Here is a 22,050-nt window from a genome sequence, read left to right as displayed (position 1 = left end):
GCGCAGCAAAAATAGGATGCTAGACCAAGTGTCTCTGGATGAATTAACGATGTTTTCTGACAGTCATAGTGAGTCAGGCTCACTAGCCGTCAATCAGCGCCTGCCGTCGTTGCTGGCGCTGCGGTGCTTCGAAGCCGCGGCTCGGCTGGAAAATTTCAGTCGCGCGGCCGACGAGTTGCATCTGACCCACGGCGCGATCAGTCGCGCTGTGCGTCTGCTCGAAGATGAACTGGATGTTGCGCTGTTCGAGCGGCGTGGTCGTCGCGTGTTTCTGAGCGAGGCTGGGCGCACCCTGGCGCGGGCGGTGAGCGGGGGCTTCGGCCTGATGCGGCAGGCCGTCGGCGAGCTGCGCGCCAGTGCTCGGCAGGCGCGGCGCTTGGTGGTGTCGTGCGAACCCACGCTGCTGATGCGCTGGCTGATCCCTCGCTGGCCCGCTTTCCAGACCAGGCACCCAGGAGTCGAGGTGCATCTGGTTGCCGGTGGCGGGCCGTTCTCCTTCGCGGACGGCATCGACCTGGCAATCCGTCGTGACGATTTCCGGTGGCCTGATAGCTACCATGTCGAGTCCTTGTTCGTGGAGCGGGTCGGCCCGGTCTGTCGTCCGGACAAGGCGGCGGCCTGGATTAGCGCGGAGCACGATGGCGCTGCGTTGCAGGTTGGTGCGTCTTGCCTTCACTCCCAGACACGGCCGACCGCCTGGCAGGACTGGGCCTTGGCAACAGGTCGGTGTGCTCCCAGCTCGCCGGGGCAGGCCTTCGATCATTTTTACTTCAGTCTGCAGGCGGCGGTGGCCGGCCTGGGCGTGGCTATTGGCCCATGGCACCTGGTGCGCGACGATTTGGACAGCGGCGTGCTGGTTGCGCCCTTGGGCTTTGTCGAAGATGGCTCGCGCTACTGCCTGTTGTCGTCGCAACCCTTGCAGCCCTGCAGTCCGCAGGCCGATCTATTGACTTGGCTGCGCGAGATAGCCTGAGAAGCTGTCGCCTCGTCCTGAATCAGTTTTCCAACCTACGCCTGGGGCATTGCTGAGTCGTAGGATGGGCAGCGCATCAATGGCGATGGGTTGCACCCATCCTACGTCGGAGCGAGCTCCGAGTTCTGCCGAAGCGGGAAGATAGAAAACATCCCGAGGGGAACGAAGCGAATCACCTGGGACAGTCCCTGGTGAGAGTCCGGCGGCCACAAAAAAAAGCCCCGGTATGTACCGAGGCTTTGAATTTGACTCCGCGACCTGGGCTCGACTGCGCAGCAGAACGCGCTTCAGCGCGGCCCCGAAGGGGTGAGCGAAGCGAATCACCTGGGACAGAGTCCCTGGTGGGAGTCCGGCGGCCACAAAAAAGCCCCAGGTTTTCACCTGAGGCTTTGAAGTTGGCTCCGCGACCTGGACTCGACTGCGCAGCAGAACGCGCTTCAGCGCGGCCCCGAAGGGGTGAGCGAAGCGAATAACCTGGGACAGAGTCCCTGGTGAGAGTCCGGCGGCCACAAAAAAGCCCCAGGTTTTCACCTGAGGCTTTGAAGTTGGCTCCGCGACCTGGACTCGAACCAGGGACCCAATGATTAACAGTCATTTGCTCTACCGACTGAGCTATCGCGGAACAGCGGTGCGTATCCTACTGTTAACTAAGGAGAAGTCAACCCCTCAGGGATCAGAGGACCTGCACGATGGCGTCGGTCACGTGGTCCAGATTGCTGTGGTTCAGCGCCGCGGCGCAGATGCGTCCGGTGCCGATCGCATAGACGCCGAATTCGACCCGCAGACGTTCCACCTGGGCTGCAGTGAGGCCGGAATAGGAGAACATGCCGCGTTGTTTGGCAACGAATCCGAAGTCCTGTTTGGCGCCTTTCTCAGTCAGTTGGCGAACCATGCTCAGGCGCATGTCCCGGATGCGGGTACGCATCTCGGCCAGTTCGGTTTCCCACATGGCACGAAGTTCCGGGCTGTTCAGCACGGCCGATACTACGGTGGCGCCGTGAGTCGGTGGGTTGGAATAGTTGGTGCGGATCACGCGCTTGATTTGCGACAGCACGCGCGCTGACTCGTCGCGGCTCTGGGTCACCATCGAAAGTGCACCAACGCGTTCGCCGTAGAGTGAGAACGACTTGGAGAACGAGCTGGAAACGAAGAAGCTCATGCCCGACTCGGCGAACAGGCGCACGGCAGCGGCGTCTTCCTCGATGCTGTCGCCGAAGCCCTGGTAGGCAATATCGATGAACGGCACGTGGTCGTTGGCGCGCAGTACGTCGACGATCTGTTTCCAGTCTTCCGGTTGCAGGTCTACGCCGGTCGGGTTGTGGCAGCAGGCGTGCAGCACGACGATAGAGCGGGGCGGGAGGTTTTTCAGATCTTCGAGCATGCCGGCACGGTCAATCCCGTGACTGGCGGCGTCGTAGTAGCTGTAGTTCTGCACGGGGAAACCGGCGGATTCGAACAATGCGCGATGGTTTTCCCAGCTCGGATCAGTGATCGCCACGACTGCGTTGGGCAGCATGCGCTTGAGGAAATCCGCGCCGATCTTCAGCGCGCCGGTGCCGCCCAGGGCCTGTGTGGTCACCACTCGACCGTCGGCGATCAGCGCCGAGTCGGCACCGAACAGCAGGCCTTGCACGGCCATGTCGTAGCTGGCGATGCCTTCGATTGGCAGATAGCCACGAGGGGCGTTGAGCTCCAGGCGCGCCATCTCGGCGGCGGCGACGGCACGCAGCAGCGGAATTCGACCTTCTTCGTTGTAGTAGACGCCTACCCCCAGGTTGACCTTGTTCTGCCGCGTGTCGGCATTGAAGGCTTCATTGAGGCCGAGGATCGGATCGCGCGGCGCCATTTCGACAGCGGAGAACAAACTCATGGTGGGGAAGCTCGAAGAGAGGAGGTGGCTGATGCAGCACCCTCGCTTCGCGCTGAGGGCGGTGCGCAAACGGGGCAAGAGTATAGCGGGCCTACCCTCGCGTCGCGATATGCTAGGGCGGTTTTTTCTATCCGATTCACGCTCGCCTGGCCTCTATCTTGCCTCGCTTCGTCTGTCTGTGCGGCCGGGCACTTGATATCGCCGCGGGCGTCCGCATTGAAAGGCCACGTCTGCCGTTCGCCTTGCCTGCGACGGAGCGGCACCACCGTTCGGCTTTCGGGTCGTTACGCTATCTGAAGAGGTCGATATGTCGAAGTTCGAATTGGTCACGCGCTTCAAGCCCGCCGGGGACCAGCCTGAAGCGATCCGGCAGATGATCGAAGGCATCGAGGCGGGCCTGTCGCATCAGACCTTGCTGGGGGTGACGGGCTCGGGCAAGACCTTCAGCATCGCCAATGTCATTGCTCATGTGCAGCGGCCGACCCTGGTGCTGGCGCCGAACAAGACGCTGGCCGCGCAGCTGTACGGCGAGTTCAAGGCGTTCTTTCCGAACAATGCGGTGGAGTACTTCGTTTCCTATTACGACTACTACCAGCCGGAAGCCTATGTACCCTCGTCGGATACCTTCATCGAGAAGGATGCCTCGATCAATGATCACATCGAGCAGATGCGGTTGTCGGCGACCAAGGCGTTGCTGGAGCGACCGGACGCGATCATCGTCACCACCGTTTCCTGCATCTACGGCCTGGGTGATCCTCAGTCGTACCTGAAGATGGTCCTGCATGTGGATCGCGGCGACCGTCTCGATCAGCGCGAGTTGCTGCGCCGTCTCACGGGCCTGCAGTACACCCGCAACGACATGGACTTCGCCCGTGCGACGTTCCGGGTGCGCGGCGACGTCATCGATGTCTTCCCGGCCGAATCCGATCTGGAAGCCATCCGCATCGAGCTTTTCGACGACGAGGTGGAAAGTCTGTCTGCCTTCGATCCGCTGACGGGCGAGGTTATCCGCAAGCTGCCGCGCTTTACCTTTTATCCCAAGAGCCATTACGTGACGCCGCGCGAAACCCTGCTCGACGCCATCGAGAACATCAAGGCGGAGCTCAAGGACCGCCTCGACTACCTGCGTAGCAACAACAAGCTGGTGGAGGCGCAGCGACTCGAGCAGCGCACCCGCTTCGATCTGGAAATGATCATGGAGCTGGGCTACTGCAACGGCATCGAGAACTACTCGCGCTACCTGTCCGGCCGCGCGTCGGGCGAGGCGCCGCCGACGCTCTATGACTATCTGCCGGCTGATGCGCTGCTGGTGATCGACGAGTCCCATGTCAGCGTGCCGCAGGTCGGTGCCATGTATAAGGGCGACCGCTCGCGCAAGGAAACCCTGGTCGAATACGGCTTCCGTCTGCCGTCGGCGCTGGACAACCGACCTATGCGTTTCGATGAGTGGGAGGCGATCAGTCCGCAGACGATCTTCGTCTCGGCGACCCCCGGGCCATACGAGGCCGAGCATTCGGGGCGTGTGATCGAGCAGGTGGTCAGGCCCACCGGCCTGGTCGACCCGCAAGTGGAGATTCGGCCGGCGCTGACCCAGGTCGACGATCTGCTCTCGGAAATCAACAAGTGCGTGGCCAAGGAAGAGCGGGTGCTGGTCACCACGCTGACCAAGCGGATGGCCGAGGATCTGACCGATTACCTGGGCGACCACGGTGTCCGGGTGCGTTATCTGCATTCGGATATCGACACGGTGGAGCGCGTTGAGATCATCCGCGACCTGCGCCTGGGCGTGTTCGACGTGCTGGTGGGTATCAACCTGCTGCGCGAGGGCCTGGATATGCCGGAGGTGTCGCTGGTAGCCATTCTCGACGCGGACAAGGAAGGTTTCCTGCGCTCCGAGCGCTCGCTGATCCAGACCATCGGCCGCGCGGCACGTAACCTCAACGGCCGAGCGATTCTCTATGCCGACAACATGACCGGCTCCATGGAACGAGCCATCGGCGAGACCGAGCGTCGACGCAACAAGCAGATCGCCTTCAACGAAGCCAACGGCATCGTACCTAAGGGTGTGTTCAAGGATGTGAAAGACATTCTCGAGGGCGCAACCGTGCCAGGGTCGCGCAGCAAAAAGCGCCGCGGCGAGGCGAAGGCCGCGGAGGAGGCCGCTCGCTACGAGAACGAGCTACGGTCGCCAAGCGAGATCACCAAGCGGATTCGCCAGCTGGAGGAGAAGATGCTGGCGTATGCACGCGACCTGGAGTTCGAGGCCGCCGCGCAGACACGCGACGAAATCCACAAGCTGCGCGAGCGGTTGCTGCAGGTGTAAGGAATATCGGCGCGAGAGGAGCGATCGCAGGCACGCGCTTCTATGTAGGAGCAGGCTCTGCCTGCGATTGGGCTCGCTGCTGGCGTGGGGTCGCAGGTAGAACCTGCTCCTACAAGAGCGGTGGGCTCCGTGCAGTGGTGGGGCGTGTGCTGGGAGCGGCTCTTCCTGCGCCTCAATGCCCTCCGGCGCCGGCTTGTACATTCTGTGGTAGAGGCCGGGTGAGCAGCACGGCGACCATGCTGATCGCCAACGCGATGCCGACGAAATGGAACGCATCGTTGTAGGCCATGATCATGGCTTGCTGGTGCGTGATCTCGCTGAGCTTTCCCAGCGCCGCTTGCTCGCTGCCCAGCTGCTGTGTCAGGGATGCGAGGCGCTCGGCCACCGCCGGGTTGCTCGGCACCACCGACTCGCGCAGATAATCGAAATAAATCTTGGCGCGACTGTCGAGCAGAGTCGCGAGCAGGGCGATGCCAATCGCGCCGCCGAGGTTGCGCAGGATGTTGAACAGGCTCGAGGCCGAGCCGGCGTCCTGCGGCTGGGTATAGGCGGTGGCGATCAGCGAGACGGTCACCATGATCAGGGGCTGGCCGAGCGCGCGGATGATCTGGATCGGGTGGAATTGATCGGCGGCGAAGTCCGGATTGAGCGCGCCGGAAGCGAAGCTGGACAGGCCGAACAGCGCGAATCCCGCCGCACAGAGCAGTTTCGGCGGGATGATTTTCATCAGTTTGGGCACCAGCGGGATCAGGAAGAGCTGCGGAATGCCCATCCACATGATCACCTGGCCAATCTGCAGCGCGTTGTAGTTCTGGATCTGCGCCAGGTACAGCGGCAGCAGGTAGATGGACCCGTAGAGGCCGAGCCCCATACCCAGGCTGGCGATGCTGGTGAGACCGAAGTTGCGCTCGCGCAGGATGCCCAGGTTGATCAGCGGATTGGGTCGGGACAGCTGCAGGATCACGAAGAGGATCAGGCTGACCAGTGCCACCGAGCCCAGTTGGACGATCAGTGTCGATTCCAGCCAATCCTTGCGATGACCTTCCTCGAGAAACACCTGCAGGCAGCCGAGGCCCATGGCCAACGTGACGATGCCGGCGTAATCGGTGCTTTTCAGCAATTCCCAGTGCGGCGGCTTCTTTTCCAGGCCGTACAGCAGGCCGGCGATCATCAGCAGGCCGGGCGGGATGTTGATGTAGAAGATGTATTCCCAGCCCCAGCTCTCAGTGAGCCAACCGCCGAGAGTCGGGCCGATCGAGGGCGCGAAGGTCGCGGTGATGGCGAACAGCGCCATGCCCTTGGCACGATGGTGCTCGGGCAGCTTGATCAGCGTGAGGGTGAAGGCCAGCGGAATCAGCGCACCGCCGGTAAAGCCCTGCATCGCACGGAACACGATCATGCTTTCGAGGTTCCAGGCGAAGGAGCAGAGCAGGGAAGAGAAGAGGAACCCGACCGATACCCAGACGGCGAGTCGCCGCGCCGAGAGCAGCTGCACCAGCCAGGCGGTCAGCGGGATCATGATGATTTCCGCGACCAGGTAGGAAGTGGAAATCCAGGAGCCTTCCTCCAGCGTGGCGGAGAGCGCGCCCTGGATGTCTTTCAGTGACGAGTTGGTGATCTGGATATCCAGCACCGCCATGAAGGCGCCGAGCATGGCGCTCATCACCGCGATCCAGTCGCGCCGGCTGGGTTCGCCAACCGGGCGGATCAGCGCATCAGCGGCCACGGATGTCGATCTTCACATCCACCGACATGCCAGGGCGGATGCTGCCCTTGAGCGGGTTGTCGCTGGCAAAGGTCAGCTTGACCGGAATGCGCTGGACCACCTTAGTGAAGTTGCCGGTGGCATTGTCCGGCGGCAACAGGCTGAACTGGGCGCCGGAGGCGGGGAACAAGCTTTCGACGCGGCCTTCAATCGGCGTGTCGGGATAGGTGTCGAAGGTCAGTTCGGCGCTCTGGCCTTCGCGCATGCGTCCGATCTGGGTTTCCTTGAAGTTGGCCTGAACCCAGATTTCCTCGTCGGGAACGATCGACATCAGGTAGGCGCCGACGGACACGTACTGGCCGCTGCGCGCCGAGCGCTGCCCGACGATGCCGCTGATGGGAGAGCGGATTTCGCTGCGGCCGAGATTCAGCTCGGCCTGTGCGATCTCGGCACGGGCGCTTTCGATTTGCGCCTGCAGACGTTTAACGTCCGCCTCCAGGGCATCGATCTGCTGGCGCTGGGCGGCCAGGTCGGCTTCGGCTTTCTGCCGCTGCGAGCGGGCGACTCGGGCGTCGGCGGACAGGGTAGTGACTCGCTCCTCGGAGACGAAACCGGGTTTGCGTAGTGCCTCGACCCGAGACAGATCGACCTGACTGCGCTCGAGATTCGCCTGCGCCGCCCCGAGCGACGCCTGGCTGGCGGCGATCAGGCTGGATTGTTGCGCGAGGCGGCTTCGAGCCTGGGCGAGTTCGGCTTCGCGAATCGCCAGGTTTGCCCGGGCCTGCTCAACGGCGAGGCGAAAATCGCCCGGTTCCAGGGTTACCAGCAGGTCGCCTGGTTGGACATGCTGGTTGTCCTGCACGTGGACCTGCTCGATGCGCGCGGCGAGTTGGCTGGAGATGCGTGTGATCTCGCCCTGCACATAGGCGTTGTCGGTGTGTTCGTAGTAGCGCCCGACGAAGTACCAGTGGGCGAAAAAGGCGCCTGCGACGAGCAGCAGCAGGGCGATGAAGACGAACAGTCGGCGTTGCAGCTTGGTGGGCATGTCGTCGCTCGTGACCGGAAAGTGAGCCGGTCAATCTACCAGTGTTCCTGTTGCGTAATAAGTCGTTACAATCGCTAAACTTTGTTGCACATAAGGAACAATCAATGGGGCTGGACGACGCGCTGATCTTCACCCGTGTGGTCGAGTGCCACAGCTTTACCCAGGCGGCGCTGAGCCTGGGGATGCAGAAATCCACGGTCAGCCGGCGGATCGTCCAGCTCGAGGAGCGCCTCGGCGTCCGCTTGATCAACCGCACCACGCGCAGGTTGCGGTTGACTGAGGTGGGGCAGGCCTACTACGGAAGTTGCCGGCAGATCATGCTCGACTTCGCCGAAGCCGAGCAGGCGGTCATGCAACTGCAGCAGGCGCCGGCCGGGTTGCTGCGGATCACCGCTCCGATCGAGTTCGGTCAGTGGGTGCTGGGGCGGGTTCTGGGCGAATTCATGCGCCAGTATCCGGATATCAATGCCGAGGTGGAGTTAGCCGCGCGGCCTGTCGATCCGGTGGAGGAGGGGATCGACATCGTCATCCTGGTTGGCCAGCCGCAAGACTCCACGTTGATCGCGCGCAAGTTGTTCGAAACCCGCCGGCGGCTTTGCGCGAGTCCCGCCTACCTGGCGCAACATGGCGTGCCGATGCAGGTGGAGGATCTCGCGCGCCATCGTGCGATCAGCCTGTCACGCGATCCTGTCCGCTACTGGCCGATCCTGGAGCAGAACGTCAGTTGTCGTCGCGTGCTGACCTGCAACAACATCACCTTTGCCCGTGAAGCTGCGCTGGCAGGGGCGGGTATCGCTGCGTTGCCGACCATGATTACCGACCAGGAGGTGCGTGACGGCCATCTGATCGAGCTTCTGCCGGACGTCGAGCTGCCGACCGGCGAAGTGTATGCGGTATATCCCTCCCGGCGTTTCCAGGCGATGAAAGTCAAAGCCTTCCTCGACTTCCTGATGCAATCGCTACCGGTTACCGATGGACGCCTGGTGGAGCCGGTGGAGGCGCGCCTGTTAACATCGCGCCTTTACACGCGCTGACTCAGCCGACCGAGCCGGCTATCGTCGGCTGCCGTGTCTTTCCGTGCACTGATCCGAGAACATCATGACCACCGTTCGCACCCGCATCGCACCATCCCCCACCGGCGACCCTCACGTCGGCACTGCTTACATCGCGCTGTTCAACCTCTGCTTCGCGCGCCAGCACGGCGGCCAGTTCATCCTCCGTATCGAGGACACCGACCAGCTGCGCTCCACGCGCGAGTCCGAGCAGCAGATCTATGATGCGCTGCGCTGGTTGGGCATCGAGTGGGACGAGGGCCCGGACGTGGGCGGGCCGCACGGCCCTTATCGGCAGAGCGAGCGCGGCGAGATCTACAAGAAGTATTCGGACGAACTGGTCGCCAAGGGGCATGCGTTCCCCTGTTTCTGCAGCGCCGAGCGCCTCGATCAGGTGCGGGCCGAGCAGATGGCCAACAAGGAAACGCCGCGTTACGACGGCCATTGCATGCATATTCCCGCCGAAACCGCTCAGCAGCGCATCGCGGCGGGCGAGTCGCATGTGGTTCGCATGAAGGTGCCGAGCGAGGGCGTCTGCCAGGTCAACGACATGCTGCGCGGTACGGTCGAGATCGGCTGGGATCGCATGGACATGCAGGTGTTGATGAAGGCCGATGGCCTGCCCACCTATTTCCTGGCGAACGTCGTCGACGATCACCTGATGGGCATCACCCATGTCCTGCGTGGCGAGGAATGGCTGCCATCGGCGCCGAAGCTGATCAAGCTCTACGAATACTTCGGCTGGGAGCAGCCGCAACTGTGCTACATGCCGCTGCTGCGCAATCCGGACAAGAGCAAGCTGTCCAAACGCAAGAACCCGACCTCAGTGACGTTCTACGAGCGCATGGGCTTCATGCCTGAAGCGATGCTCAACTACCTCGGCCGAATGGGCTGGTCGATGCCGGACGAGCGCGAGAAGTTCACCTTGGCGGAAATGATCGAGCACTTCGACATCAGTCGCGTATCGCTGGGCGGGCCGATCTTCGATATCGAAAAGCTGTCCTGGCTCAATGGACAGTGGTTGCGCGAGCTGTCGGTCGAGCAGTTCGCCGCCGCAGTGCAAAAGTGGGCGCTCAACCCAGACTACATGATGCAGATCGCCCCGCATGTGCAGCAGCGCGTGGAGACCTTCAGTCAGATCGCGCCGCTGGCTAGTTTCTTCTTCTCCGGAGCGTTGAACCTCGATCCCGCGCTGTTCGAGCACAAGAAGCTCGACGCCACGCAGGTTCGCCAGGTGCTGCAGCTGACCCTGTGGAAACTCGAAGCGCTGCGCCAGTGGGACAAGGAGCGCGTCACCGACTGCATTAATGCGGTCGCTGCGCATCTCGAACTTAAACTGCGTGATGTCATGCCGTTGATGTTCGCCTCGATCACTGGCCAGGCCAGCTCGGTATCAGTGCTCGACGCCATGGAAATCATCGGCCCGGACCTCACGCGCTTCCGACTGCGTCAGGCGCTGGAGCTGTTGGGCGGGGCGTCGAAGAAAGAAGTGAAGGAGTGGGAAAAGCTTTTCGCCGCCATGGCATGACCCGAGCGACAAGGCGGCGTGCGCCTGGCGCCGCCGCGCGCGGGTCGTCCTGTACCGCTCGTCACCGGTAAGTATTTGTTCTGCTGCCGAAAAATCTTTGGGCTCAGGTAAAAATATCGTTGACACCCCGCAGGGCCGCACCTAATATGCGCCCCGTCCTCGAGATGGGGCTATAGCTCAGCTGGGAGAGCGCTTGCATGGCATGCAAGAGGTCGACGGTTCGATCCCGTCTAGCTCCACCAATCTCGATTGCCACACCGGTTAACGCCGGTTGCCTTTGAAGGGCTTTGCGTCCCCTTCGTCTAGTGGCCTAGGACACCGCCCTTTCACGGCGGTAACAGGGGTTCGAGTCCCCTAGGGGACGCCATTATTCAGATCGCGACGCGAAAGCGGCGCGAGTCGGGAGACGTTAAATCCGGGGCTATAGCTCAGCTGGGAGAGCGCTTGCATGGCATGCAAGAGGTCGACGGTTCGATCCCGTCTAGCTCCACCAATCCACGACAGGTCGTAGCGGTTCGACGATCTGTTCATCGAAGGTTTCGTCCCCTTCGTCTAGTGGCCTAGGACACCGCCCTTTCACGGCGGTAACAGGGGTTCGAGTCCCCTAGGGGACGCCATTTTTTTTGCCCGTTTTGGGCATCAAAGGGTCATTTCTCACGAAATGGCCCTTTTTGTTTTGGGCGCGATTTCATCGATTGTCAGCGCTGGCAATTGTGTTCATCAGGCTGAAACGATGCGCAGTGCTGAATGCTTCGTCATAGATGATCGTCACGGACGTGACATCCATCGGCATCTGGCTTCCAATAGACCGCAACCTGAAGACGCACTGCACAGCGAGGATAGGCATGATCTGGGACCGGACCGACGCGTTCATCATCGATTTCACTGTCGAGGCCGAGCATATCGATGAGCTGGGCCACGCCAACAACGCGGTGTACGTATCCTGGTTGGAGCGATGTGCCTGGCAGCATTCGCAAAGCCTGGGGCTGGGCCTGGAGGACTATCGTCGGCTGGACCGTGCCATGGCCGTGCTCAGGCATGAAATCGATTACCTGGCGGCAGCCTATCAGGGCGATCGCCTGCAACTGGCGACCTGGATCGTCGATTCCGATCAGCGCCTGAAGATGCGCCGCGATTTCCAGCTCATCAGGCCCATCGACAACACCACGCTGCTGCGCGCTCAGACCACCTTCGTCTGCATTCAGCTGTCTTCAGGCAAGCCCAAGCGAATGCCAGCGGAATTCGTCGAGGGGTACGGCAAGGCATTGGTGCAGCCTTACCCCCTCGAGCTGTAGCGGCTCGCCTCAGCGCTGTTCCGGTTTGCTGACATCGGCGTCACGGCGTTCCTTGGCATCTTCACGCCAGTCGTCCTGCACTTCCTTTTCCATCTTGCGATCCATGCTCTTGCCGTTGGCGTCGACATTGGCCGTGTTGGCGCGTTGATGGTTCTCCTGCATCGCGCTGCCCTGGGTATCGCCGGCGGCGCCATGGGTTTGGTGTTGCATATCGTCCTGATTGGCCATGGTGGCGCTAGCGAACAGCAGGGTAAGGGTTGCAATAGCGGTAGTGGGTAGTTTCATAGTGGTCTCCGGCGTCGATAAGAAGTCTTCGGTTCATTAATTCCGACTGAGGCCTGCGGATATTGGTTCGGACCAGGCGCCGTGACCTCCCTGCCTGGCGTTTCGTACCCTCGCGTGACGCCCAGAGCAACCGCTCTAGCGCCTGGCTCGACGGGTTCCAGGCTCCTTCGCCCCGTCTGTCGGCGCCTTAGGCGCTCGCTCCGCACTATCGAGAAACCCGGCCGGTGCTGATCATCTGGTCGTTGGCTCGGCGCGCTGAATATCGGCAATAATGCGCTCCGAGCCAGCGCCGCTCCGCGCGGCGCTTCCCGGCACCAAACACGAGTGCAGCACCGTTAACGCGACCCGAAAGATCATTCACGTCGATTGCGACTGCTTCTACGCGGCGATCGAGATGCGCGATGACCCCAGTCTGGCGAACCGGCCGATCGCTGTCGGGGGCCTGGCCGATCGTCGCGGCGTGATCGCGACCTGCAATTACGAAGCACGCGCCTACGGCGTGCGTTCGGCCATGGCGTCCGGTCATGCGCTGAAGCTCTGCCCGGACCTGCTGATCCTGCGGCCGCGCATGGATGCCTACAAGGAAGCGTCGCGGGAGATCCATGGCATCTTTCGCACCTACACCGACCTGATCGAGCCTCTCTCGCTCGATGAAGCCTTTCTCGATGTCAGCGGTTGTGAGCACTTCGCCGGTAGCGCCACTCGCATCGCGCAAGATATCCGGCGGCGTGTCTGGCAACAGTTGCGTATCACGGTCTCGGCGGGCGTGGCGCCGAACAAGTTTCTCGCCAAGATCGCCAGCGACTGGAACAAGCCCGATGGTCTGTTCGTGATCACCCCGGATCAGGTCGATGAATTCGTCCAGGCGTTGCCGGTAACCAAGCTGCACGGAGTGGGGCGGGTTACGGCCGAGAAGCTCAAGCGCATGGGCATACACAGCTGTGCGGACCTGCGCAGCTGGCGGCGGCTGGATCTGGTGAGGGATTTCGGCTCCTTTGGCGAACGGCTGTGGGGCCTGGCGCACGGCATCGATGAGCGTGCGGTACAGGTCGAGAGTCGGCGCCAGTCGGTCAGTGTCGAGAATACCTATGACCGCGACCTGCCTGATCTCGCCGCTTGCCTCGAGCGCCTGCCTGAGCTGCTCGAGCAACTGGCCGGGCGTATGGCGCGACTCGACAGCGGTTACCGCCCCGGCAAGCCCTTCGTCAAACTCAAGTTCCACGATTTCACCCAGACCACCCTCGAGCAGGCCGGCGCCGGCCTGGAACTCGAAGACTATGCCGACCTGCTCGCAGGCGCTTTCGCCCGCGGCAAACGCCCCGTGCGGCTGATCGGCGTCGGGGTCCGCCTGATCGATCTGCGCGCCGGTTTCGAGCAGCTCCGGCTGTTCTGACCGCTGGTCGCCATTATCTGCGCAAAACGCGCTAGCCCGCCTTTGTGGTACGCCTGTTGCTCGATGTGTCGACAAGAGCACAGGCCGCCATATTCCAGACGCCTTTGCCATGGTCAGTCTCGACGAGCGGTTTGTAGCTCGCTTCCAGACCGGCCGATAAATAAGTGGTCGCGGTAATTTGACGCGTATCGGTTGCAGGCAGCGAAGCGTGTCGCATTTGGACCTGCCGATTCGTTTTGCTAGAGTCGCGTCGCAGTAATGGCAATTTGATATTTTTCGCCAGAGGTTCGGGATCGCCAATAAAAAGCGCCTGTGAACCACCGAGTCGTACCAGGAGTTCATATCCCGATGGGGTTGTTTTTCAAACGCCGAGAAGCTGCGACAGGCAGCCTGCTTGGTCTCGAAACCGGACCGCAAGGCATTTCGCTCGCGCACGTGCAACGCAATGGCGAGACGCCAACGCTACGGCGTTGCGACTATTTCGAATGTGAACCTGCGGCACAGGCCGAGCGGCTCAAGCAGACGGTTGCCGATCACGGCCTGGGCGGTCTGCCCGTCAATTTTCTGCTGCATCCGTCCGCTTATCAGATGTTCTTGCTGGAAGCAGCGGACGTTCCGGCCGAAGAGCTGCGCGACGCGATGCGCTGGCGCGTCAAGGATTTGATCGGCGAGTCGCTTGAAGACGTGGTCATCGATTGCTTCGCGCTGCCCGATGATGCGTACCGCGGGCGCACCCGCATGGTCTATTGCGTGGTACTGACCAAGGCGCGAATGAAGGAGTACCGCGCGTTGGTGCAACACGCGGGATTGCGGCTGGCAAGCATCGACATCACCGAAATGGCCTTGCGCAATCTGGGCCTGCTGGCCGGCGCTGGGGCGACCAACCTGGCGTTGCTGCGCCTGCGTACCAGCGAAGGCTTGATCATCGTCCAGAACGGGGCCGACCTGTACATGGCGCGGCGTATCGAGCACGGACTGGCGCGCGCCGAGCACGACCTGTCCGGGGCGACGCTGGAAATCCAGCGCTCGCTCGATTACTACGAGAGCCAGCTGGGAAAAGGCTATATCAGCCGGCTGTTGCTTCTGCCGATGAAACAGGACGGTGAGCGGACCCACCAGGCGCTTGCCAGCGGCCTGGCCGTCAATCTGCAGCGCCTGGACCTGCGTGACCTGTTCCCCGGGCAACCGGCGAGCGATCTTCCCGAGCCGAGCCAGGCGTTCTGTATCGGTGCCGTTGGCGCCGCCCTGCGTCAGGAACAAATCTGATGCAGAACATCAATCTCTATCAACGCGAGCGCCGTCGTGGCGGCGGCCCGAGGCCACGCCAGATGCGCCTGGGCATTGCCCTGCTTGTGGTCCTGCTGATCAGCCATGGCGGCTGGCAGGGCTGGCAGCTGCGTTCGGCCAGCCAGGCCGCGGCGATTGCCGAGCGACAGGCCGTCGAGGCCGTGGCCAAGCTCGACGTGGTCAAGACAGGCTTTCAAGAGCCAGTGCTCGATCCCGAGTTGCCACGCCAGTTGGCCGAGCGCGAAGCGGAGAATCGCGAGCTGCAGCGCCTGGCCGATTACCTGAAAACACTCGACGCTCAGCGCAGCTCCGGCTTCGTGTCGTTGTTGCAAGGGTTGGCCGACCGGCATCCGCCGCACGGGCTCTGGTTGACGAGCATTCAGCTGCAGGCCGGCGGGGATGAGTTGGCCCTGCAGGGTTTGACGCAGGACCAGGAACTGCTCCCGCTATATCTGCGCAGCCTGGGACAGAGCAGTGCGTTTAGCGGGCGTGATTTCGCTCACTTCGATTTACAGCGTGACGAACAGGATCTGCTGCGGTTCCGGTTGGCCTCGCAAGCATTGGCGGAGCGGGGCGATGAATAAGCTCATCCAGCATTGGCGGACCCTGGCGCCACGCGAGCAATGGCTGGCCTATGGCGTCGGGCTGGCGCTGCTGATCATGCTTTACCTGCTACTGGTTGCCGAGCCGCTGGGCCTGCGTGTCGCTGCCGAGGCCAGCCGACAGCAGCTCGCCCATGCGCGCCAACTGGAGGCCGAGAACAGTTTGCTGGAGATCCAGGCCAAGCTTGCCGCCGACCCCAACCTGAGCTATCGGCAGGCATTGGCGACAGCGCAGGCAGGCCACGATGAGCTGCTTCGGCGCATCGACCTGGAGACCAGCACGCTGGTATCGCCGGCGAACATGAAAGCCTTGCTGCAAGACCTGCTGCGGAACCAGACGAAGCTGAAGCTGGTTTCCCTGGAGAGTTCCAGTGCCCCGTTGGCTGTGCCAGCGGCGATGCCAGCTGAACCGGCCGAGGGGAAGCCGACGCCCGTGGTGTTCTATCGCCACGGTCTGCGCCTGACCCTGGAAGGCGGTTATTTCGACCTGCTGGCCTACCTCAAAGCGATCCAGTCCAGCGGTTGGCGCCTGCATTGGGATGCGCTGGATTATCAGGTGGGTGAGGGCGGTGCCGGTCGGGCCCGCGTCATTCTCGATCTGCATACGTTGAGTCGCGACGCGGGGTGGGTGGGTGTTTAAGTTTGAAGTCAGCACGATCGGCCTGGTTGCATTGCTCCTCACCGCGCCGGTTTTCGCCGTGGATCCCACTCAACCACCCGCCGGGCGCGTTGTCAGCGACGCCGTGACGCAAGCGCCAGTGGACCTGCACCTGCAGGCCATCCTGCGCGGCCCCGAGCGCGCCAGCGCCGTGATAAACGGGCAGAACCTGAAGGTCGGCGAGCGCCTGGGCGACATGCGCGTCCTGGCGGTGCGCAGGCATTCCGTTGTCATCGAACGCCAGGGCCGGCAACAAGAACTGCGCCTGAGCGCTCCAATCATCCAAACGAGCCGTACCCTGCCATGATGCCGACCTTGATGCTCCGCCTCGGCGCGTTGAGCCTGTTCTGCCTGCTGCCTGCCTGCCAGACTTTCGAGGATGGCGACAAGCGCCTGTATGAGCAAAGCAACCGCCTGTTCCAGGAAAGCCTGGAGCAGAATCAGCAGAAGGTTGCGCCGCCACCCTCGATACAGGCCGGTCTTATTCCGCCGCTGCCCGCCGCGGACAGCCAGCCCATTACCGGACCGCGGTTCGATGTGGCCGTCAGTGACATGCCGGCGCGGGAGTTCTTTCTCAGTCTGATGGACAGCGCCGGAGAGAACATCCTGGTGCATCCCGGCGTGACAGGGAACGTGACGTTCAGCCTGCGCAACGTCACGCTCGAGGAAGCGCTCGCGGCCGTGCGCGACAGCTATGGCTATGATTACCGCCGCACCGCCTACGGCTATCAGATTCAGCCGAACCAGGCGATTACCCGCACCTATGACCTGAACTACCTGAACGTCCAGCGTCAGGGCACCACCGATACCCGCGTCAGCTCCGGCCAGGTCACCAACAGTGAAAACACCGGTGTTGGCGCGGCCGGCACCACGACCAGCAGCACCTCCGCGACGGTGAATGCGAGCCAGTTGATGACCACCAGCAACGTCGACCTGTGGAGCGAGGTACGCGGCGTGGTCGAGATGATGATCGGCGACGAGCAGGGCAATCAGGTAGTGGTCAATCCGCAGGCCGGATTGCTCGTGGTGCGGGCGCCGAGCAGCGACCAGCAAGCGGTGGAGCGCTTCCTTGCCCAGGCGCAGCGCAACCTGCAACGCCAGGTCATTCTGGAAACCAAGATCCTCGAAGTGAATCTGTCCGACGGCTTCCAGTCCGGCATCAACTGGGCGCAACTGGGCAGCATGGGCAATGCGCAGTTCAGCCTGGGCGTGCAGGGCGATACCTTGAGCGGGCCGAACAACTTGGGCGGCGTGTTCAGCGCGGCCGTGCAGGTGGGCGACTTCAGCGGCGTGCTGCAATTGCTGGAGACCCAGGGCGACGTGCGCGTGCTCTCCAGCCCGCGGGTCTCCACGCTGAACAATCAGAAGGCGGTGATCAAGGTGGGCACGGACGAGTTCTTCGTCACCGATGTGTCGACTACCACCACTTCCCTGGCTGGCGGCACCACCGCGCCGGATCTGGACATCACGCTGACGCCGTTCTTCTCCGGCATCTCGCTGGATGTCACCCCGCAGATCGATGAGAACGGTCAGGTCACGCTGCACGTGCGTCCCACCGTGAGCCGCGTGCAGGATCAGAACAAGAGCATCCAGCTGGGCGGTTCGGACAACGTCTTCAACTTGCCCCTGGCGCTCTCGACGACCCGACAATCCGACTCCATCGTGCGTGCCCGCAGCGGCCAGGTGGTTGTCATTGGCGGGCTGCTGGAGAATCGCAACACCAACACCGACGCGAACATTCCCTGGGCCTCCAAACTGCCGGTGGTGGGCGGGTTGTTCCAGCAGCAGCGCAAGGCACTGCAGCAGACCGAGTTGGTGATCCTCATGCGGCCGCAGGTGGTCGATGACCAGGCCTGGCTGGACGATCTGCGCAAGTCCGCCGAATCGTTCCGGTCGATCAGGTAAGCGCTGGCAATGTACGAAGCATTCTTCGGCTTGCGCGAAAAGCCATTCGCACTGACGCCAAATACCGGCTTCATGGTCCAGCTGGCCCCCTATCAGGCATGCCTTAACCTGCTGCGTGTGGCGCTGGCCGAGGGCGAGGGTTTCATCAAGGTTACCGGCGAGGTCGGCACGGGCAAGACGTTGCTCTGCCGTGCGTTGTTGAACGAGCTGGACGGCGCCCGCTATCAGGTCGCCTGGCTGCCCAATCCCACACTGACGCCGATGACGCTGCGTCAGGCGCTGGCGCACGAGCTGCACATTGCCGAGGTTGAAAGCCTGGACAATCACGCCTTGCTCGCCGCCCTTCACAGCCGCCTCATCGACCTGGCCGGGCTGGGCAAAAGCACGGTTCTGCTGATCGACGAAGCTCAGGCACTGCCTACCTCGACGCTGGAAGCGTTGCGCCTGCTGACCAACCTCGAAACCGAACACAACAAGCTGCTGCAAGTGGTGCTGTTCGGCCAGCCGGAACTGGACGAGACGCTGGCGCGCGAGGACTTTCGCCAGCTGCGTCAGCGCATCACGTTCTCCTACAACCTGCGCCCGCTGGACGTCAAAGACACCACGCGCTACCTGCAGGAGCGCCTCGCGGTGGCGGGTTATCGAGGCGAGCCGCTGTTCCAGGCCGCCGCGGTCCGCTTATTGGTCCGTGGCAGCGGCGGTATTCCACGGTTGATCAACATCCTGTCCAACAAATGCCTGATGGTGGCGTTTGGAGAAGGCGCCCGCCAGGTGTCGGCGCGGCATGTGCGTCGGGCGCTGGATGACACCGAAGGGGCACGGCCCTTCTGGCGACAGGCTTCGTCTCGCTTCGGCTGGACCTTGGCTGTGGGTTGTCTGGCGTTGATCGCCGGCCTCTGGCCCTGGCTGGATCAATTGGTCGAGGTGCTGCCATGAGCCTGGTCAACGACATGCTGCGTGATCTCGACGCGCGTCGAGCGGCGCCTGCCGAACGGCAGCAGCTGGGCGCCCTTCATGCCGTGGATGAACGCGGCGCCGCACGCCGTGGGCGGCTCAAGCGGTTGTGGCGGGGCGGGGCGGTCATCGCCGCGATCGTGCTGGCGGTCGCTGCCCTGTGGCTGCTTGGCGATCGCCTGCGTTGGACCGCAGAGTCCGCCACGGTCACGCCCGCTCCCGTCGCGCCGGTTCCAGCCGAGCCGGTCGCACCGGTGCCCGTGGCTATTTCATCGACGCGTTTGCTGGAGGTGTTGCCGCAAAACGATGGGCGACGTTTCGTGCTCCAGCTGTTGCTCGATCACTCCGTCAGCTACGAGCGAACCGACACGAGCGGTTCGGTCAGTTTCAGGCTCGAAGACGTTCGGTACACGGGCGAGGCTCGCTCCGGCCGCATTGAAAAGGATGGGCAGACCTTGTCCTGGCGGGTCGAGGCGCAGGGCAACGACGTTCAGGTGCTACTGGTCGGTTTCGGCGATCGCCTGAGTGTGGCCGATCGTCTCGAGTCGGCTGGCGACCGGTCGCAGCTGTGGCTGGATGTGCCGCTGGGTGACGCCAATGACGCCGAAGCGCAGAACGTATCGATGCCGGTAGCTGAACCGGCCGAGCCGGACGAAGCGCAGCTGCCGGACTGGGTCACCCGGGAGGTCGCTGCGACGGAAGCGCCCCGTGAGCCGGCGCCTATCGCGCAGAAGCCCAGCGCTCGGCCGGCTCCGAGCGCCGAGCCATCGGCGCCTATTGGTCCCAAAACATTGTCCATCGGCGCGCACAAGGCCGATGCGCTGGTCGAGGCGCGCCAGGCGCTGGCGCGAGGCGATCACCTGCGGGCCATCGAGCAACTGCAAGCATTGCAGCTCGCCCAGCCGGACAACCCGGAGGTCATCCGATGGCTGGCCCGGGCCTACCTGGCGGCTGGCGACACGGCTGCGCTGCTGAGGTGGCTGCCGGCTCAATTGCAAGCGCGGCCGTTCGATGCGGAGCTTCGTGAACTGCTCGCACGTGGCCAGTTGCAGGTAGGCGATCCAGCGGCCGCCATCGCCACGTTACAGCAGAGCGCACCGGACCTGCGCCGCAACGTCAGCTATCACGCGTTGCTTGCTGCGCTCTATCAGCAGGTCGGCGATTGGTCGTCCAGTGCCGCGACCTATCGGCAACTGGTTGCCGTGCGACCGGATCAGGGCGCCTGGCAGCTCGGCCTGGCCATCGCGCTGGAGCAACTCGATCAGCCGGCGCAGGCCGGCCAGCATTATCGCCAGGCCCTGCAAGGGCAGGGCCTGGATGGCAGCGCGCGTCAGTTCGCCAGCGAACGCGCCGGTTCCTTGGGAGGGACGCAATGACTCAGGATCTTCGCCAGCGCAAGATTCGTCTCGGTGACCTATTGGTCCAGGCCGGACTGATCAGCGAAGCCCAGCTACAACTTGCCTTGCAGGATCAGAAACGCACTGGCTCCAAGCTCGGACGTACCGTGCTGGATCTCGGCTTCATCGACGAAGGGCGCTTGCTGCGGGCGCTTTCCGAGCAGCTGCAGATTCCCTTCGTCGAACTCAAGCACTACAAATTCGACAACCAGCTGACGCAGAGCCTGCCCGAGGCGGTGGCGCGGCGCTTCCGGGTCCTGGTGCTGTCACGCCAGGCCGATGGTCTGCTGGTCGGCATGACCGACCCGCTCGACCTGTTCGCCCAGGACGAGATGGAGCGCCTGCTCGGCAAGCGGGTATTCCCCGCGGTGGTGCGCGAAAACGAATTGCTCGGCGCGCTCGATCAGCTTTATCGGCGCACCAGCGAGATCGCCTCGCTGGCCGGCGAACTGGAAGGCGAGCTGCAGGAGAGCGACTTCGACCTGTCGCGCCTGGGAGCCGAGAGCAACAGCGACGCGCCAGTGGTGCGCCTGCTGCAAACGCTGTTCGAGGACGCCGTACAAATGAAGGCCTCGGACATCCACATCGAGCCCGACGAAGGCGTGGTGCGCATCCGCCAACGTATCGACGGCGTGCTCAACGAGCAGGTGATGAAAGAGCACCGCGTGGCTTCCGCATTGGTTATGCGCCTGAAGATCATGTCGGGTCTGGATATATCCGAAAAACGCCTGCCCCAGGACGGTCGCTTCAATATCCGGGTGAAGAACCGCAACCTCGACGTGCGGGTCTCGACCATGCCGGTACAGTTCGGCGAATCGGTGGTCATGCGTCTGCTTGACCAGAGCGGCGCGATGTTCCAGCTCGACGGCACGGGCATGCCGCCGGCCATGCTGGAGCGTTTTCGGCGCCTGCTGCAACGGCCGCACGGCATGGTGCTGGTCACCGGCCCGACCGGCTCGGGCAAGACTACGACGCTCTACGCGGGCCTTTCCGAGCTGAACAGCCCAGAGAAGAAGATCATCACCGTGGAAGACCCGGTCGAATACCGCCTGCCGCGGATCAACCAGGTGCAGGTCAACGCCAAGATCGAGTTGACCTTTGCTCGCGTTCTGCGCGCCGCGCTGCGTCAGGACCCGGACATCGTGCTGGTCGGAGAAATCCGTGACCAGGAGACCGCCGAGATCGGCCTGCGTGCCGCGCTTACCGGCCACCTCGTCCTGTCTACCTTGCACACCAACGACGCGCTGACATCTGCCATGCGCTTGATCGACATGGGCGTCGAGCCGTTCCTGGTCGCCACTGCGCTCAATGCTGTCCTGGCTCAGCGCTTGATCCGCCGTGTTTGCGAAAATTGCCAGGAAGAACACCAGCCCGATCCGCGACAGCTGGCGTGGCTGGAGGCGCTCCATAGCAGCTCCCTGGCGGGCAAACGCTTCTATCGAGGAAGCGGCTGCCACCAGTGCCATAACAGTGGTTACAGCGGACGGATCGGTGTCTACGAACTGCTCGAGCTCGATGAAGCCATGGTTGCCGCACTGCGTCGCGGTGATCCGCAGGGCTTCGCCGAAGCTGCACGCCAGCAGCCGCATTATCGTCCGCTGGCCGAGTGCGCCATGGACTACGCGATCGCCGGCGTTACCAGCGTGGACGAAGTGCTCAAGGTCTGCGCGACCCTGGCGGACGATGAGGTGATGGCGTGAACGTCGTGCCGATGCCGCGCGGTACCGCTTCTGTAGGGGGCAGCTTGCTTGCATGCATCGAGCACGTTGCGCAGGTAC

Annotated in this window: 18 protein-coding genes and 5 tRNA genes; 18 read left to right on the top strand and 5 right to left on the bottom strand. The window is 62.9% G+C overall.

Annotated features, from left to right (window positions below; translation table 11 throughout):
- Window positions 1-49: 49 nt before the first annotated feature.
- Window positions 50-973, top strand: a complete 924-nt coding sequence (locus tag KCX70_RS14465) for a LysR family transcriptional regulator (protein WP_212617967.1) — start codon at window positions 50-52, stop codon at window positions 971-973.
- 546 nt (window positions 974-1,519) lie between these two features.
- Here the strand turns inward: KCX70_RS14465 and KCX70_RS14460 are convergent.
- Window positions 1,520-1,595 (bottom strand) — tRNA-Asn (locus tag KCX70_RS14460).
- 51 nt (window positions 1,596-1,646) lie between these two features.
- Complete coding sequence (locus KCX70_RS14455) at window positions 1,647-2,843, bottom strand: amino acid aminotransferase (protein WP_212617966.1); 1,197 nt, start codon at window positions 2,841-2,843, stop codon at window positions 1,647-1,649.
- 307 nt (window positions 2,844-3,150) lie between these two features.
- Here KCX70_RS14455 and uvrB point away from each other — a divergent pair, with 307 nt between their 5' ends.
- Window positions 3,151-5,166, top strand: a complete 2,016-nt coding sequence (uvrB, locus tag KCX70_RS14450; RefSeq protein WP_021209962.1) for an excinuclease ABC subunit UvrB — start codon at window positions 3,151-3,153, stop codon at window positions 5,164-5,166.
- Between the two features lie 172 nt (window positions 5,167-5,338).
- Here the strand turns inward: uvrB and KCX70_RS14445 are convergent, their stop codons facing one another.
- Together KCX70_RS14445 and KCX70_RS14440 are read right to left on the bottom strand one after the other, a co-directional pair.
- On the bottom strand, window positions 5,339-6,892 hold the full coding sequence (locus tag KCX70_RS14445) for an MDR family MFS transporter (RefSeq protein WP_256437903.1): 1,554 nt from the start codon (window positions 6,890-6,892) through the stop codon (window positions 5,339-5,341).
- Entirely contained in the window at window positions 6,882-7,916 is a 1,035-nt protein-coding gene (locus tag KCX70_RS14440; protein ID WP_212617965.1) for an HlyD family secretion protein, read from the bottom strand. Before KCX70_RS14440 ends, KCX70_RS14445 begins: the two co-directional genes overlap by 11 nt.
- 104 nt (window positions 7,917-8,020) lie before the next feature.
- On the opposite strand from KCX70_RS14440, the gene KCX70_RS14435 reads away from it, so the two are divergent.
- The 7 genes from KCX70_RS14435 (at window position 8,021) to KCX70_RS14405 (ending at window position 11,791) form a co-directional block, all read left to right on the top strand.
- On the top strand, window positions 8,021-8,950 hold the full coding sequence (locus tag KCX70_RS14435; RefSeq protein ID WP_102852187.1) for a LysR family transcriptional regulator: 930 nt from the start codon (window positions 8,021-8,023) through the stop codon (window positions 8,948-8,950).
- A gap of 64 nt (window positions 8,951-9,014) precedes the next feature.
- The gene (gltX, locus tag KCX70_RS14430) at window positions 9,015-10,496 is read left to right on the top strand and encodes a glutamate--tRNA ligase (RefSeq protein WP_212617964.1); all 1,482 of its coding nucleotides are present in this window, start codon (window positions 9,015-9,017) and stop codon (window positions 10,494-10,496) included.
- Window positions 10,497-10,662: 166 nt separating this feature from the next.
- Window positions 10,663-10,738: transfer RNA gene (locus KCX70_RS14425), tRNA-Ala, on the top strand.
- A 49-nt stretch (window positions 10,739-10,787) separates the two neighbouring features.
- Window positions 10,788-10,863: transfer RNA gene (locus KCX70_RS14420), tRNA-Glu, on the top strand.
- 50 nt (window positions 10,864-10,913) lie between these two features.
- Window positions 10,914-10,989 (top strand) — tRNA-Ala (locus KCX70_RS14415).
- 48 nt (window positions 10,990-11,037) lie between these two features.
- A tRNA-Glu gene (locus KCX70_RS14410) sits at window positions 11,038-11,113 on the top strand.
- 228 nt (window positions 11,114-11,341) lie between these two features.
- On the top strand, window positions 11,342-11,791 hold the full coding sequence (locus KCX70_RS14405; RefSeq protein WP_102852185.1) for an acyl-CoA thioesterase: 450 nt from the start codon (window positions 11,342-11,344) through the stop codon (window positions 11,789-11,791).
- A gap of 9 nt (window positions 11,792-11,800) precedes the next feature.
- Here KCX70_RS14405 and KCX70_RS14400 read toward each other — a convergent pair whose 3' ends face one another.
- Window positions 11,801-12,076, bottom strand: a complete 276-nt coding sequence (locus KCX70_RS14400) for a hypothetical protein (protein WP_102852184.1) — start codon at window positions 12,074-12,076, stop codon at window positions 11,801-11,803.
- A 394-nt stretch (window positions 12,077-12,470) separates the two neighbouring features.
- Here KCX70_RS14400 and dinB point away from each other — a divergent pair, with 394 nt between their 5' ends.
- From dinB to KCX70_RS14355, 9 genes are all read left to right on the top strand, one after another.
- Window positions 12,471-13,469, top strand: coding sequence for a DNA polymerase IV (dinB, locus tag KCX70_RS14395; protein WP_249121647.1), 999 nt, complete (start codon window positions 12,471-12,473; stop codon window positions 13,467-13,469).
- A 348-nt stretch (window positions 13,470-13,817) separates the two neighbouring features.
- A complete protein-coding gene (gene pilM / locus KCX70_RS14390; protein ID WP_021208405.1) occupies window positions 13,818-14,735 on the top strand; it encodes a type IV pilus biogenesis protein PilM in 918 nt (305 codons plus the stop codon).
- A complete protein-coding gene (locus KCX70_RS14385) occupies window positions 14,735-15,340 on the top strand; it encodes a PilN domain-containing protein (protein ID WP_212617962.1) in 606 nt (201 codons plus the stop codon). The genes pilM and KCX70_RS14385 overlap by 1 nt, the downstream gene beginning before the upstream one ends.
- A complete protein-coding gene (gene gspM / locus KCX70_RS14380) occupies window positions 15,333-15,998 on the top strand; it encodes a type II secretion system protein GspM (RefSeq protein WP_212617961.1) in 666 nt (221 codons plus the stop codon). Before KCX70_RS14385 ends, gspM begins: the two co-directional genes overlap by 8 nt.
- Complete coding sequence (locus tag KCX70_RS14375; RefSeq protein WP_249121646.1) at window positions 15,991-16,323, top strand: Type II secretory pathway component; 333 nt, start codon at window positions 15,991-15,993, stop codon at window positions 16,321-16,323. The genes gspM and KCX70_RS14375 overlap by 8 nt, the downstream gene beginning before the upstream one ends.
- A complete protein-coding gene (gene mshL, locus KCX70_RS14370) occupies window positions 16,320-17,921 on the top strand; it encodes a pilus (MSHA type) biogenesis protein MshL (RefSeq protein ID WP_212617960.1) in 1,602 nt (533 codons plus the stop codon). Before KCX70_RS14375 ends, mshL begins: the two co-directional genes overlap by 4 nt.
- 9 nt (window positions 17,922-17,930) lie before the next feature.
- The gene (locus KCX70_RS14365) at window positions 17,931-18,857 is read left to right on the top strand and encodes an ExeA family protein (protein WP_212617959.1); all 927 of its coding nucleotides are present in this window, start codon (window positions 17,931-17,933) and stop codon (window positions 18,855-18,857) included.
- A complete protein-coding gene (locus KCX70_RS14360; RefSeq protein WP_212617958.1) occupies window positions 18,854-20,251 on the top strand; it encodes a tetratricopeptide repeat protein in 1,398 nt (465 codons plus the stop codon). Before KCX70_RS14365 ends, KCX70_RS14360 begins: the two co-directional genes overlap by 4 nt.
- Window positions 20,248-21,972: a GspE/PulE family protein gene (locus tag KCX70_RS14355; RefSeq protein ID WP_212617957.1), complete on the top strand. Its 1,725-nt coding sequence runs from the start codon at window positions 20,248-20,250 to the stop codon at window positions 21,970-21,972. The genes KCX70_RS14360 and KCX70_RS14355 overlap by 4 nt, the downstream gene beginning before the upstream one ends.
- The last annotated feature ends 78 nt before the right edge of the window (window positions 21,973-22,050 follow it).

This window comes from Stutzerimonas stutzeri (assembly GCF_018138085.1).
Classification (GTDB): domain Bacteria; phylum Pseudomonadota; class Gammaproteobacteria; order Pseudomonadales; family Pseudomonadaceae; genus Stutzerimonas; species Stutzerimonas stutzeri_AI.
The sequence above is the reverse complement of the archived record's forward strand: the minus strand, read 5'-3'. Positions and strand labels throughout refer to the sequence as shown.